13 protein-coding genes are annotated in these 13,396 nt (G+C 74.4%); 5 read left to right on the top strand and 8 right to left on the bottom strand.

Features of this window, described 5'->3' with window-relative positions:
* Positions 1-239: 239 nt before the first annotated feature.
* Together KBX37_RS30675 and lipA are read right to left on the bottom strand one after the other, a co-directional pair.
* Positions 240-1,838, bottom strand: a complete 1,599-nt coding sequence (locus KBX37_RS30675) for a hypothetical protein (RefSeq protein ID WP_210779352.1) — start codon at positions 1,836-1,838, stop codon at positions 240-242.
* A 60-nt stretch (positions 1,839-1,898) separates the two neighbouring features.
* Entirely contained in the window at positions 1,899-2,888 is a 990-nt protein-coding gene (lipA, locus tag KBX37_RS30670; protein ID WP_088960998.1) for a lipoyl synthase, read from the bottom strand.
* A 409-nt stretch (positions 2,889-3,297) separates the two neighbouring features.
* Here lipA and aspS point away from each other — a divergent pair, with 409 nt between their 5' ends.
* Entirely contained in the window at positions 3,298-4,584 is a 1,287-nt protein-coding gene (gene aspS / locus KBX37_RS30665; protein ID WP_210779351.1) for an aspartate--tRNA(Asn) ligase, read from the top strand.
* A 42-nt stretch (positions 4,585-4,626) separates the two neighbouring features.
* Here aspS and KBX37_RS30660 read toward each other — a convergent pair whose 3' ends face one another.
* From KBX37_RS30660 to KBX37_RS30650, 3 genes are read right to left on the bottom strand one after another with little or no spacing between them, the layout of a single operon-like run.
* Positions 4,627-5,250 (bottom strand): TetR/AcrR family transcriptional regulator, encoded by a 624-nt coding sequence (locus KBX37_RS30660; protein WP_210779350.1) that lies wholly within the window; start codon positions 5,248-5,250, stop codon positions 4,627-4,629.
* A 14-nt stretch (positions 5,251-5,264) separates the two neighbouring features.
* The gene (locus tag KBX37_RS30655; protein ID WP_210779349.1) at positions 5,265-5,939 is read right to left on the bottom strand and encodes a DUF4166 domain-containing protein; all 675 of its coding nucleotides are present in this window, start codon (positions 5,937-5,939) and stop codon (positions 5,265-5,267) included.
* Complete coding sequence (locus KBX37_RS30650; RefSeq protein ID WP_210779348.1) at positions 5,936-6,646, bottom strand: SRPBCC family protein; 711 nt, start codon at positions 6,644-6,646, stop codon at positions 5,936-5,938. Before KBX37_RS30650 ends, KBX37_RS30655 begins: the two co-directional genes overlap by 4 nt.
* Positions 6,647-6,793: 147 nt before the next feature.
* Here KBX37_RS30650 and KBX37_RS30645 point away from each other — a divergent pair, with 147 nt between their 5' ends.
* The gene (locus KBX37_RS30645) at positions 6,794-7,399 is read left to right on the top strand and encodes a helix-turn-helix domain-containing protein (RefSeq protein WP_210779347.1); all 606 of its coding nucleotides are present in this window, start codon (positions 6,794-6,796) and stop codon (positions 7,397-7,399) included.
* Between the two features lie 75 nt (positions 7,400-7,474).
* Complete coding sequence (locus tag KBX37_RS30640; RefSeq protein WP_210779346.1) at positions 7,475-8,233, top strand: SRPBCC domain-containing protein; 759 nt, start codon at positions 7,475-7,477, stop codon at positions 8,231-8,233.
* 176 nt (positions 8,234-8,409) lie between these two features.
* Here KBX37_RS30640 and KBX37_RS30635 read toward each other — a convergent pair whose 3' ends face one another.
* From KBX37_RS30635 to KBX37_RS30625, 3 genes are read right to left on the bottom strand one after another with little or no spacing between them, the layout of a single operon-like run.
* Complete coding sequence (locus KBX37_RS30635) at positions 8,410-8,802, bottom strand: VOC family protein (protein WP_210779345.1); 393 nt, start codon at positions 8,800-8,802, stop codon at positions 8,410-8,412.
* A gap of 5 nt (positions 8,803-8,807) precedes the next feature.
* Positions 8,808-9,446 carry a lipoyl(octanoyl) transferase LipB gene (gene lipB, locus KBX37_RS30630; protein ID WP_210779344.1) on the bottom strand — a complete coding sequence of 213 codons (639 nt, stop codon included), beginning with the start codon at positions 9,444-9,446 and terminating at the stop codon, positions 8,808-8,810.
* Between the two features lie 28 nt (positions 9,447-9,474).
* A complete protein-coding gene (locus tag KBX37_RS30625; RefSeq protein WP_210779343.1) occupies positions 9,475-11,325 on the bottom strand; it encodes a DUF2079 domain-containing protein in 1,851 nt (616 codons plus the stop codon).
* Between the two features lie 153 nt (positions 11,326-11,478).
* On the opposite strand from KBX37_RS30625, the gene KBX37_RS30620 reads away from it, so the two are divergent.
* Entirely contained in the window at positions 11,479-11,868 is a 390-nt protein-coding gene (locus tag KBX37_RS30620) for an SCO5389 family protein (protein WP_210779342.1), read from the top strand.
* Positions 11,869-12,024: 156 nt separating this feature from the next.
* Positions 12,025-13,224, top strand: coding sequence for a PHB depolymerase family esterase (locus KBX37_RS30615; protein ID WP_210779341.1), 1,200 nt, complete (start codon positions 12,025-12,027; stop codon positions 13,222-13,224).
* Positions 13,225-13,396 lie beyond the last annotated feature (172 nt).

Here is a 13,396-nt window from a genome sequence, read left to right as displayed (position 1 = left end):
CCCGCCCTCGTCCGCGCGCACTTTCACGGAAAGAGTGGCTATTCCGCCGGGCGAGGCCACTCTTTCCGTGAAAGTGCATGCCTGCGGGGGCGCGCCCGAGCGGGGCGTGCCTGCGGGGGGCGTGCCTGTGGGGCGTGCCCGGGGTGGCGAGGCAGGGGCGCTGGGGAGGGCGCGGTGAGTGAGGGCACGGCGCGGCGTGGGGCGGCGGAGGTGAGTGGTTCGGGGGACGGGCCGGCGGGTTAGGGGTGGGGGAGCCAGATGCGCCAGCCGTCCACCGTCGTCGCCTGCCGTGCCGGGGGCGGGGTGCGTTCCAGCCGCCGGGCGAGGGGGGAGCCGACCGGGGCGACGTAGGCCGGGGCCGGTGACTCGCGGACCGCGCGGGAGTAGGCGGGCAGCCGGTCGAAGCCGGGGCGCAGCGTCTCGTCAAGCACCGCGCAGACGATCCCCTCGCCGGTGGCGTAGGTGAGCCGGTTGCAGGTCCAGTACTCGCCGTACACGTGGCGGACGCCCCGCTCGCGCAGCGCTTCCACCAGCGCGCGGTGCCGCTGCGCCTCCGCCCGGTTCGTGGGCACGGTGGCCAGCGCGCCGGCGGTGGCGACCGTGGCGGTGCCGAGCAGGGCGACCAGCGCGCCGACGGCCGCGAGTCGCGGGAGGTCGACCGGACCGCGTCGCCGCGCCACGGTCCACAGCGGCCAGAGCAGCGCCGGGAGCGAAATGGCCAGGCAGGACAGGTAGCGGGAACTCTCCACCGGGGTCCGCCCGGCGGCGCTGCTCACCGTGTACGCCGCCAGCGTGCCCACCGCCCCGGCCAGCAGCGCGAGCCGTACCGCCGCGCCGGCCCGCACCGCCCGAGCGTCGTCAGCCCGCACCGCCCGCACGCCGTCGGCGCGCACCGCCCGCCAGGCCGACAGCCCGGCCAGTACCAGCAGCACCGGCAGGGCGAGCGCCCACCAGAGCTGCCAGGTCGCGCAGTGCCCCGGGGAGCAGAGGCCCATGCCCAGCGCCGGCCCGAGCACCAGCCCGCCGTGCAGCCGGTCCGCCCAGCTCGCCACCGCGTCCCCACCGCCGGCGGTGACGGCCGCGGCGAGCGGGTTGTGGCCGTGCGCCAGGCCGTACCCGAGCAGTGGCGCCGCCCCCACCAGCGCGGCCCCGGCCAGCAGGACGCCGTGGCGCCGGCGCAGGTCCCGTCCGGTCATCGTGACGAGCACCGCCCCGAGCGCCAGCACGTACGGCAGCAGCAGCGGGTCGACCCAGACGATCAGCCCGGCGAGGAAGCCGAAGCCGGCGAGGCGCCACCGGCGGCCCGCCGGCCGGCCGGTGACCAGGTCGAGGGTCAGCAGGGCCAGGCCCGCCCCGATCGGGTTCAGCTCGGGATAGCCGCCCCCGGCGATGAGCTGGTTCTTGACGATCCGGTCCGCGCCCAGCGCCAGCAGCCCGACCACCAGCAGCGCGAACCAGCGGTCCCCGCCGAGGCGGCGGGTCAGCCGCCAGCTCAGCAGCAGGAAGAGCGCGTACAGGGCGAGCAGCGGCAGCCGCAGCGCGAGCACCGAGGGCCCGGCCAACGCGACCAGCGGCGCGGCCAGGTACGCCTCCAGCGCACCCATGTACGCCTGCCCGTAGAAGAAGACCGGGAAGTCCTCGCCGCGGGCGATGTGCAGCGCGGCGAGCCCCATGGTCGCCTCGTCGCTGTTGGTGCGCGGGGTGTCGCCGAGCAGCAACGCGAGCCGGTACCCCACCCCGGCCAGGCCGACCAGCAGGGCGAGCACCACCGGCGCGGGCCACCGGGGCGCGTGCGGGCGGGTGGCGTCGCGCGCCGCCTGGCGTACCCCGGTGGTCATGCCTGCGATCATGGCATCCGGACCGGGGCCGGCGGCCGGTGACGCGGCCGTCGGCCGGCCTCAGCCAGCGGCGGTGACGCCCTCGCGGGCCTCCAGCGCCTGCTTGTAGAGCCGCCCGGCCCGGTACGACGAGCGCACCAGCGGCCCGCTCATCACGCCGGCGAAGCCGATCTCCTCGGCCTCCTCGCGCAGCTCGACGAACTCCTCGGGCTTGACCCAGCGGGTGACCGGGTGGTGCCGGGGGGAGGGGCGCAGGTACTGGGTGATGGTGATCAGCTCGCAGCCCGCCTCGTGCAGGTCGCGCAGCGCCTGGGAGACCTCGGCGCGCTCCTCGCCCATGCCCAGGATCAGGTTGCTCTTGGTGACCAGGCCGTCGGCGCGGGCCTGGCGGATCACGTCCAGCGAGCGCTCGTAGCGGAACGCCGGCCGGATCCGCTTGAAGATCCGCGGCACCGTCTCGACGTTGTGCGCCAGCACCTCGGGACGGGAGCTGAACACCTCGGCGAGCTGCTCGGGGACCGCGTTGAAGTCGGGGATCAGCAGCTCGACGCCGCAGCCGGACTGCAGGGCGTGGATCTGCCGGACCGTCTCGGCGTAGAGCCAGGCCCCGCCGTCGGGCAGGTCGTCGCGGGCGACGCCGGTGATGGTGGCGTAGCGCAGCCCCATCGCGGCGACCGACTCGGCGACCCGGCGCGGCTCGTCGGCGTCGAACTCGGCCGGCTTGCCCGTGTCGATCTGGCAGAAGTCGCAGCGCCGGGTGCACTGGTCACCGCCGATGAGGAAGGTGGCCTCGCGGTCCTCCCAGCACTCGTAGATGTTGGGGCAGCCGGCCTCCTGGCAGACGGTGTGCAGCCCCTCGCGCGAGACCAGGCCGCGCAGCTGGGTGTACTCCGGGCCCATCTTGGCCTTGACCTTGATCCACGGCGGTTTGCGCTCGATCGGCGTCTCGGCGTTGCGGGCCTCGATCCGCAGCAGCCGCCGCCCCTCAGGTGCGGCAGTCGCGGTACGGCCGGCCTGCTCGGTCGTCGGCGTGGAGTGCTCGATCGTCACGAAACCGAGACTACGCCCGGCGGTGGCGGTCGATGAACCGCGGGCGACCGGCGTCACGCCACAGATGTTGTGACACCGGACACCGGGGGCCGAAAAACCACGTCACACCGGTCCCGGGAGTGGTGCTAGCGTCTGCCGCAGAGCTGTGACGGAGCCGAGTAGTGCCCCGACCCGCCAGTGCAGAGAGCCGCCGGATGCTGGAAGGCGGTCTGGCGCCGGGGCGCGAAGACCCTCCTGAGCTGCGGGAAGAACGGCGTTCGCGCCCAGTAGAGCCCGCCCGGCCGGCCCCGGTGAAAAGGCGACGAACGAGGCCCCCGCCCGCGGGGGCGAAGGTGTGGTGGCACCGCGAGGTTCCCGCTCGCCCACACCTCCCTGGGATCGCGTTGCGATCAATCGAGGAGGTACCACCGTGCAACGCATCCTTTCCACCCAGCTCCCCGCCCACGTCGGGCGGACCGTCCGGATCGCCGGCTGGGTGCACCGCCGCCGGCTGCTCAAGTCGGTGGCCTTCCTGATCGTGCGGGACGCCGCCGGCCTGAGCCAGGTCGTGGTCACCGACCCGGCCGTCCGCGCCGCGCTGGAGAAGCTCACCGAGGAGACGGTCGTCGAGGTCACCGCCACGGTGGTCGCGAACCCGACGGCGCCCGCCGGGGTCGAGCTGACCGACCCGACGGTACGACCACTCGGCCCGGCCGCCGTGCCGCCGCCGTTCGACCTGTACCGGCCGACGCTGACCGCGACCCTGCCCACCCAGCTCGACCACGCGCCCACCGCGCTGCGGCACCCGACCCGCTCGGCGGCGCTGCGGATCTCGGCGGCGGCGGTGGCCGGGTTCCGGGCCACCCTCGACGCGCGTGACTTCGTGGAGATCCACACCCCGAAGGTGGTCGGCTCGTCCACCGAGAGCGGGGCCAACGTCTTCGCGCTGGACTGGTTCGGCCGGCCCGCGTACCTGGCGCAGTCGCCGCAGTTCTACAAGCAGCTGATGGTGGGCGTCTTCGAGCGGGTCTACGAGGTCGGTCCGGTGTTCCGGGCCGAGCCGCACGACACCGTCCGGCACCTGGCCCAGTACACCTCGCTCGACGTGGAGCTGGGCTTCGTCGCCGACCACCGGGACGTGATGGCCGTGCTGCGCGCCACCCTCGCCGGGATGCTGGCCGGCGTGGCGGACCGGGCCGGCGCGGCGGTGGCGACCCTCGGCATCGGGCTGCCCGAGGTACCGGCCGAGATCCCCGCGGTGCACTTCACCGAGGCGCTGCGGATCGCCGGCGCGCCGGCCGACGAGCCGGACCTCGCCCCCGCCCACGAGCGGGCGCTGGGGGAGTGGGCGCGGGCCGAGCACGGCTCGGACTTCCTCTTCGTCACCGGGTACCCGATGGCGAAGCGGCCCTTCTACACCCACCCGGACCCGCGGCGGCCGGCGTACTCCAACGGCTTCGACCTGCTCTTCCGCGGGATGGAGCTGGTGACCGGCGGGCAGCGGCTGCACCGGTACGAGGACTACCTGGCGGCGTTGGCCGCGCGCGGGGAGCCAATCGAGCCGTACGCCGGCTACGTCGACGCGTTCCGGCACGGCATGCCCCCGCACGGCGGCTTCGCCATCGGCCTGGAACGCTTCGTCGCCCGGCTGACCGGCGCCGCCAACGTCCGCGAGGTCACCGCCTTCCCCCGCGACCTGCACCGCCTGACCCCCTGACGGGTCCCCGCCCCGGCCCGGTCGGTACCGGGCCGGGACGGCTCAGGTGTGCGGGCGGAGTCTGGCGCGCAGGGCGCGGCGGGCCAGCGGTCCGAGGTCCTCGACGACCTCGATGAGGACGGCGAGGCGTTCCAGGGCGTCGAACGCGTCGTGGGCACCGGCCGAGTCGACGCCCTCGAAGAGTTCCAGCCCGATGAAGGCGGCGGAGATGGCGCGGGCCAGCCCGGCCGGGTCGGCGACCGGGGCGACCGGCGAGTCGCGCAGCAGCCGGCGCAGCACCGTCTCGATCTCGGCCGTCCAGAGCCCGAGCGCGGCGGCCGTCGACTCCGCGAGCGTCGCGTCGGTCTGCGCCCCGGCCAGCAGCTGGGCCAGCACGGCCACGTTGCCCGCGGAGCGTTCCTGCTCGTGCAGGGCGCGCCCCAGGTCGAGCAGCTCGCGCAGCGACCCGACCTCGGCGAACCGGTCCCGGTAGACCGCCACCCGGGCCGCCGTCGCGCTGCGGCACGCCTCGGCGAGCAGCGCGTCGACGGTGCCGAAGTGGTAGAAGACCAGGGCCTGGTTGACCCCGGCGGCCGCCGCGATCGTGCGGGCCGAGGCGCCGGCGATGCCGTGGGACCGGATCGCCGCGAGCGCCCCGTCGATCAGCTTCTGCCGGGTGGCGGCCATGGTGATCCTCTCCGTCAGTCCCGGGGATTCTCCCGCAGCGGCCGCACGGCGGCGGGCACCGGTGCCCCGTCCGGCGGCATGTAGTCGACGGTGAAGCTGCCCGTGTACCCGAACAGCGGCCCGAAGCGGCGGTTGGTGACCCGTACCTCGATGTGGAACCGCCCGGTCCGGTCGTCGTACCACTCGCGCAGGTGGGCCTCGCCGCTGAGCGCCGGCGGGCAGGGCAGCCCGCCGCGGAAGCGCTGGGCGCCGCTGCGGATCGTCAGCGCCCCGGCGGCGTCGACGCCGAGGTGCAGGTCGACCGCGAGGTGCTGGTGGGTGCCCAGGTAGTCCACCAGGACGCCGCGCCGGGGGCTCCACACCATCGTGGCGTCGAACCGGCGGCGGCGGTGTGCGGCGACCTCGAAGGTACGCACGAAGGTCAGCGTCGGGCGGCGGTACGAGTCGGTGTAGGCGTAGTTCTCGATGGTGAACGGCACGCCGGTGCCGGTCTCCGGGAACAGCACGTGCCGCAGGGTGCCCAGCCGCAGGAACGGCGCGGTGAAGGCGCGGCCGCGCCAGACCCGGTCCATCACGCCGGTGCCCACACAGCCCAGGTCGGTACGGCCGTCGACGCCGAAGCGCCGCCGCAGTCGGGGGTGCAGCCGGTCGAAGTCGGCGCCCAGGGCGTGCTGGAAGACGGAGGTCACAGCTGCTCCAGCAGCGACGGCGGCCGGGCGGCGAGGCGGTCAGCCGGCCGGCGTCGGCACCGGCGGGCGGCCGGGGTGTGCGGGTGGGGCGGCACCGCCAGTGCGACCGCCGCCGTGGCGAGCACCGTGCCGGCGAGGCCCGTGCCCCCCGCGCCCAGCCGGGCGGCCAGCGCGCCGACGCAGGCCACCGCGAGCGCCCGCAGGGCCACCTCCCGCCACGCCTGCCGCCGGGCGCGCTCGGGCGGCACGCCCCGTTCCAGCCAGAGCCGCAGCCGGTCGAACGACCACGCGGTCGCCCAGCCGAACAGCGGCCGGAAGGCGAGGTCGGCCAGCCGGCCGGCGAGTCCCCAGCGCGGGTCGTACGTGTAGCCGGTCAGGAACCGCACGCCGTCCGGCCCGGGCAGGTAGCGCCAGTACCCGGACCCGGTGGCGATCAGCGAACGCGGGTCGTCGGAGCCGAAGCGCAACGCCGACGTGCGGGTGCCGTCCGGGCGGTGCTGCTCACCGGCGTGCGTGCCGTGGCCGGCGATCCGCACGCCGGGCAGCACGGTGGTGGCGTACCGGAACCGGGCGGGGGTGCTGCCCGGCACCGGGTCGATCCGACCGAACCGCGCGTCCCAGCGGCGGTGCGTCGCCGGATCCTGGGTCGCCTGCCAGAGCCGTTCCACCGGCGCGTCGATCAGTGTCTCCACGTAGATGCCCCGCACGTCAGCCTCCCTCCCTGTTGAGCGGTCGCTCAACGAACGGTAGCGGTGGTTGAGCGAACGCTCAATCCCGCGCATGGGGGAGCGGGCGATCGCACCGACAATTCGCATTGTCTTGACAAGAAATATCGTCGGTGGGAGGCTGTGGACATGTTCGACATCGCAGTGATCGAGGACCCGGCGGCCGCCGAGGCGTCGCTGGACCCGGTACGCGCCCGGCTGCTCGCCGCGCTCGCCGAGCCGGCCTCGGCGACGATGCTCGCGGCCCGGGTCGGGCTGGCCCGCCAGAAGGTCAACTACCACCTTCGAGCGCTGGAGCAGCACGGCCTGATCGAGCTGGTCGAGGAACGTCGCAAGGGCAACGTGACCGAGCGGGTCATGCGCGCCACCGCGGCGTCGTACGTCATCTCGCCGGCTGCCCTCGCCGCCGTGCGCCCCGATCCGGCCCAGGCGCCCGACCGGCTCTCCGCGCGGTGGCTGCTGGCGCTCGCCGCCCGGCTCGTCCAGGACGTCGGCGCGCTGATCACCGGCGCGGACCGGGCCGGGAAGCGGGTCGCCACCTTCGCCGTGGACGCCGACGTCCGGTTCGCCTCTGCGTCCGACCGGGCCGCGTTCGCCGAGGAGTTGGCGGCCGCCGTCGCCGGCCTGGTCGGCCGGTATCACGACGAGCAGGCTCCCGGGGGCCGGCGGCACCGGGTGGTCGTCGCCCTGCACCCCAGCGTCGACCTCCCCACCGGCGCCGCCGAGGACTCCTGACGATCACCCCGCCCCGCGCCCACTGAATTTCCGCTCGCCACCCACTCCGCACACCACACAGAGAGAGGCACCACCATGGGACACCCGTTCGAACTCGGCAAGGACATCGCGCTGCCCGGCACGCCGGAGCAGGTGTGGGCGGCGATCGCGACCGGCCCGGGCATCGACTCCTGGTTCATGGGCCGCAGCGAGGTCGAGCCCCGCGAGGGCGGCCGGACCCGGTTCACCATGGCCGGTGAGGTCGCCGAGTCGACCGTGACGGCCTGGGAGCCCGGTAAGCGGTTCGCGTACCGGAGCGACCCGGGGCCGGACGGCACCTTCATGGCCATCGAGTACCTGATCGAGGGCCGCGAGCAGGGCGGCAGCGTGCTGCGGCTGGTGCAGAGCGGCGTCCTCGGGGACAACTGGGAGACCGAGTACGAGGCGATGCGGACCGGTTGGGACATGTACCTGGGGACGCTGGCGGCGTACCTGGCGCACTTCGTCGGCCGGGCCGGCACCCCGGTCGCGGCGTTCCGGCCCGGGGCGGGCGAACCGGATGAGGTCTGGGCGGCCGTGGCCGGCGCGTTCGGGCTCACCGGCCCGGTCACCGGGGGTGAGCCGGTCCGGCTCGAGCTGCCCGGGCTGCCGCCGGTCGACGGGGTGGTCGACCTCGTCGGCCTGCCGACGTACTTCGGCGTACGGACCTCGGACGCGCTCTACCGGTTCCTGCACTCCGGCACGAACCGGGGCAACGTCCTGGTGCTCGGGCACCACCTCTTCGCCGCCGAACCGGACCCGGCCCGCGCCGAGCAGGCCTGGCAGGACTGGCTGACCCGGCTGCCGATCGGCTGACCGGGGTCGGGCGGGGTCGGGCCGGGGCCGCCTCGTCCGCGTCAGCTGCCCGGGATCGGTTGTCCCGCTCGTGGGCGCCACCCGGGCGGCGGGTCCTCACCGGTCAGCCCGTCCACCGCCTCGCGGAGCAGGTCGGCGTGGTAGAGCCGGGGTACGACCCCTCGGACGGGGCGCGGCTAGGCGGGGCCGAGCAGGTCCCAGCGATTACCGGCGATGTCGCGGAAGACGGCGACCCGCCCGTACGGCTCGGTGCGCGGCGGCCGCACGAACTCGACGCCCGCGTCGACCATCCGCCGGTGCACCGCGTCGAAGTCGTCGACCTGGAGGAAGAAGCCGACCCGGCCGGCGACCTGGTCGCCGACCGCGCGCTCCTGGCGCTCTCCGTCTGCGCGGGCGAGCAGCAGGCCGGTCTGCGCCCCGGGCGGGCGGACGACGACCCAGCGCTTGGGGCGCCCGTCGGTGGTCAGCGAGGGGGAGTCCTCGACCAGGTCGAAGCCGAGCACCTCGGTGAAGAAGGCGATCGCCGGGTCGTACTCGGCGACGACGACGGTGACGAGATCGACGTGCACGCGGCTCAGCCGAGCAGGGTGGGCAGGCGACGCTCGACCACCGGGAGGACGTCGGCGACGCTGACCGGTCGGCCCAGCTCGGCGGTGAGCGAGGTGACCCCGGCGTCGGAGATGCCGCAGGGCACGATCCGGTCGAAGTACGTCAGGTCGCAGTCGCAGTTGATCGAGAAGCCGTGCAGGGTCACCCCGCGGGCCACCCGGATGCCGATGGCGGCCACCTTGCGGGCCGGACCGCGGTCGTCCTCGGGCACCCAGACGCCGCTTCGCCCCTCGACCCGGCCGGCGGCCAGCCCGAACTCGGCGCAGACGTCGATCAGCAGCTGCTCGGTGCGGCGCACGTAGGCGACCACGTCCACCGGGTCCGGCAGGCGCAGGATCGGGTAGCCGACGAGCTGGCCCGGCCCGTGCCAGGTGATCTTGCCGCCCCGGTCCACGTCGACGACCGGGGTGCCGTCCATCGGGCGGTCCCACGGCTCGGTGCGCTTGCCGGCGGTGTAGACGCTCGGGTGCTCCAGCAGCAGCACGGTGTCGCCGCGCTCACCCGCCACCACCGACTCGTGGAGGCGGCGCTGTTCGTCCCAGGCGGCCTGGTAGTCGAGCAGGCCGGCGCGGACGGCCGTCAGGCCGGAAGTCGTCGCGGTCACCGCTCAAGCCTAGACCCGCACCCGGGGCTCACCGGGGGTGAGCCTCGTCGCGTCGGGCGGCGGGAACCTCCCAGAGCCAGACGTCGTCGACCCGCCGCGGGGGACCGAGCAGGGCCGTCGCGGTACGGCGCAGGGCGTCCTCGTCGAGGTCGTACTTGGCCCCGTGCACCTCGTCCGGCAGCACCACCGCCTCGACGCCCCAGTACCGCAGGTCGGCCAGGCAGAGCTGGATGCTGCCCTCGGTGACGATCGGCACCAGGCCGGTGCGGCCGGCCTGGTCCATCAGCGTGTCGAAGGTGCGCGGCGGCGGGCCGATCCGGCCCCGGCCGTCCGGGCCGCCGGGGCCGAGGAAGAAGCCGGCCGGGATGCGGAACTCGCCCTGCCGGTGTGCCAGCGCGTACGCCTGCCAGCGCTGCCCGTCCGGCGTCACGTCCAGGGTCAGCGGCAGCGGGGTGAGCACCCCGCCGGGCGAGACGTGCTGTCGCCAGGTTCCGGCCGTGATGAACTCCGGCACCGGCGGCCGGGCGCTGGTCGCCAGCGGCGTGGGCAGCAGCGGCACCAGCGCGACCGCGAAGCCGGCAGCCCACGCCGTCGCCACGCGCCGTCGCCGGGGCGGGTCGGCCCGGAGCTGGTCGACGGTGTACGCCAGCAGCAGGCCGATCACCGGCGCGACCACCAGCGCCAGCCGGGACGGCAGCGCGGCGTTGACCACCGGCAGCCCGTCCAGCAGGCCGAACGGCAGCAGCTGGTCGGTGCGCCGCCCGGCCCACTTCGCCAGCGACCCCCAGGAGAGCACCGAGAAGAGCGCGGCGGTGGCGCCCAGCGCGGCCAGCGTGGCCCGGCGGCGCGGGTCGGCCCGCCGCCACAGCGCCACGAAGCAGGCGACGGCGAGCAGCAGCAGCGGCAGTCCGAAGAAGGAGTTCTCCTCGGTCGGGTTGGGTGCCAGGTCGGTGCCCAGGCCCGCCGCGCCGGCCAGCGACCGTTGCGGGTACGCCCCGAACGCGGCGATGTCCTCGGAGTGGATCACGGCGTCGAAACCGGTGCCGTGGAAGCGCTGCGGGCCGGCGAAGTGCAGCCAGAGCGGGTACGCCAGCAGCGCCCCGGCCACCAGGGCGGTCACGCCGAGCCCGCGCAGGAAGGTGGGCAGCGCCGCGCGCGCCTCGGCCCGCCGGGCCGGGTGCAGCGCCCAGACGGCGAGGAAGACGGCGAGCGCCAGCGCGGTGAAGAAGAGCCCCTCGGCGGCGATCGAGAAGGCGACCGCGACCAGCACGCCGAGCACGATCCCGCCGCGCAGCCAGCGCCCGGGCCGGCGCAGCGCGAACACCCCCCAGGTCAGCAGCGGCACCAGCCAGCCGGCGGTCCAGTTCAGGTGCGCGTTGGCGTGCGCGACCATGCCGGGGGAGTAGGCGATGAACAGCGCCCCGACGCCGGCGGCCAGCCGGCTGCGGACCAGGTGCCGGGAGAGCAGCCAGTACCAGGCCAGCGCGGTGGCGACCAGGTTGAGGGTGAGGATCACCAGGAACGTCGCCGGGGGCCCGATCAGGTACGTCAGCGGGGCGAAGACCGCCGCGTAGACGGTGATCGACGTGTTGACCGCGAGGTTCACCCCGTCCGGGACGTTGACCAGGTGGGTGAAGAACGGGTTCTCCCCGTGGGTCAGCGCGTGCCCGCCGAAGGCGAGCAGCCACTCGAAGAGCGCCTGGTCGCTGGAGTTGACCGTGATCGCCCGGCTGTTCGGGTCGCGCCAGAGGCCGCTGGTCACCCAGACGGCCAGCACCACGGCGGCCAGCACCACGCTCAGATCGGCCCGGCGATCCTGGCCGGTGGCGGGTGCGGCGGCGGGCGGCTGGTCGGCGGCCAGGGTCGGGGAGGTCGGCACGGAGCGGACGTTACCAACCGGATCTGGCGGCACCGCTCAGACACGAAAGCCGGTCGGCCGCGGAATCTTGATTCCTTGTTGGAAATGACTTCCAATTGCAGGAGTCGCGCCATCGCGCAGATCGCGCGTCAGTGCGCAGATCGGAGGAGCACCATGTCTCTCGACGTACCCACCGCCCTGTTGGAGCGGGCCGAGGCCGGCCGGGTGGACGACGAGGAGTTCGTCGACTGTGTCCGGCGGTCCCTGCCGTACGCCTGGTCGGTGGTCGCCGACGTCGCCGCGCGCGCGGCCGGCGGCGGCCGGATGGCCGAGCACGCCGTGCCGCCGCCGTCGGAGGCCGAGCGCGGGCAGTTGCTGCGCGCGCTGGCCAGCGACGCCATCCGGGGCGGGCTGGAGCGGCACTTCAACGTGACGCTGGCCTTCCAGAACTGTCACCGGGTGGCGGCCTTCCCGCCGGCGCTGGTCGGCGGCGACGCCCACCGGCAGTTCGTCTCGCCGCTGGCGCAGATCCGTAACCAGAGCCCGGAGCTGCGCAACTGCTGAGGGGTCGGGTCGGGGGTCCGGGCTGCCGGCCCCCCGACCGCCACATCGGCGACGACGAATGTGTGAGCGGCGACCATGTCGCTGGTCTGAAACACGGACGTAACGTCTCGGCAACTCGGGGGTGACCCAGTTCACACGCCGCAACGGGAGGTCGCCGTGCACCGTTCCCCATCCGTCCTCGCCCGGCTCGCCGGGGCGCTGGCCGGGGCCGTCGTCGCTGCGGCCGCCCTGGTCGCGGTCGCCGTGCCCACCCAGGCCGCCACGCTGACCCAGGTCACCGGCTTCGGCTCGAACCCGGGCAACCTCGCCATGTACGCCTACCGCCCGGACGGGCTGCCGGCCAACGCGCCGGCCGTGGTGCTGCTGCACGGCTGCACCCAGAACGCCGCCGGCTACTTCGCCAACTCCGGCTGGCAGAAGTACGCCGACCAGTGGAAGTTCGCCCTGATCGTGCCCCAGCAGTCCAGCGCCAACCAGCCGCTGAGCTGCTTCAACTGGTTCGTCGAGGGGGACATCAGCCGGGGCCAGGGCGAGGCGTTGTCGATCAAGCAGATGGTCGACCACGCCAGGACCAACTACGGCCTCGACGGCCACCGGATCTTCGTCAGCGGGCTGTCCGCCGGCGGGGCGATGACCTCGGTCATGCTCGCCACCTACCCGGACGTATTCGCCGCCGGCTCGGTCATCGCCGGGCTGCCGTACCGCTGCTCGCCGCCGGCGTCGACCAACACCTGCCAGTACACCGGGGTGGACAAGAGCCCGGCGGCCTGGGGCGACCTGGTCCGCAACGCCTACTCCGGCTACACCGGCCGCCGCCCCCGGGTCGCCATCTGGCACGGCACCTCGGACACCACGGTGGTGCCGATGAACGCCACCGAATCCCGCGACCAGTGGACCAACGTGCTCGGTGTGTCACAGACCCCGACCAGCACCGCGTCGCTGACCGGCGGCACCAGCCTGGAGGTGTACGGCAACGACGCCATCCGGCTCTACCGGGTCTCCGGCATGGGCCACGGCACGCCGGTCGACCCCGGCTCGGCCGCCGACCAGTGCGGCACCGCGACCTCGTACTTCCTGGACACCATCTGCTCGACCTACCGGGACGCCCTCTTCTTCGGCCTCGGCGGCGGCGTCACCCCCACCCCCACCCCCACCGCCACGGCCTCCCCGACCCCGACCACCGCCCCCACCTGCGTCACCGCCAGCAACTACGCCCACGTGACCGCCGGCCGCGCCTACCAGTCCGGCGGCTACGCCTACGCCTCAGGCAGCAACCAGCGAATGGGCCTCTACAACACCTTCAACACCAGCACCCTCAAGCAGACCGCCCCCTCCTACTGGATCATCGGCTGCTGACCCCCCGTCCCACCCCGTCGATCATGAAGTTGTCGCCCCGCGCCCCGGGGCGGCGTCAAGTGGTGAGTGCAATCGTCAGGGCGCGATGAGTTGAGCCAGGCGCTGGGTTGGGGTTGCCCAGCTCAGCGTCTGGCGGGGGCGGGTGTTCAGTTCGTGGGCGACTTCGTCGAGG

The sequence above is a fragment of the Micromonospora sp. U56 genome (assembly GCF_018070095.1).
In the GTDB taxonomy this organism is placed as follows: Bacteria; Actinomycetota; Actinomycetes; order Mycobacteriales; family Micromonosporaceae; genus Micromonospora; species Micromonospora purpureochromogenes.
This window is presented reverse-complemented; position numbering and strand designations above follow the sequence as displayed.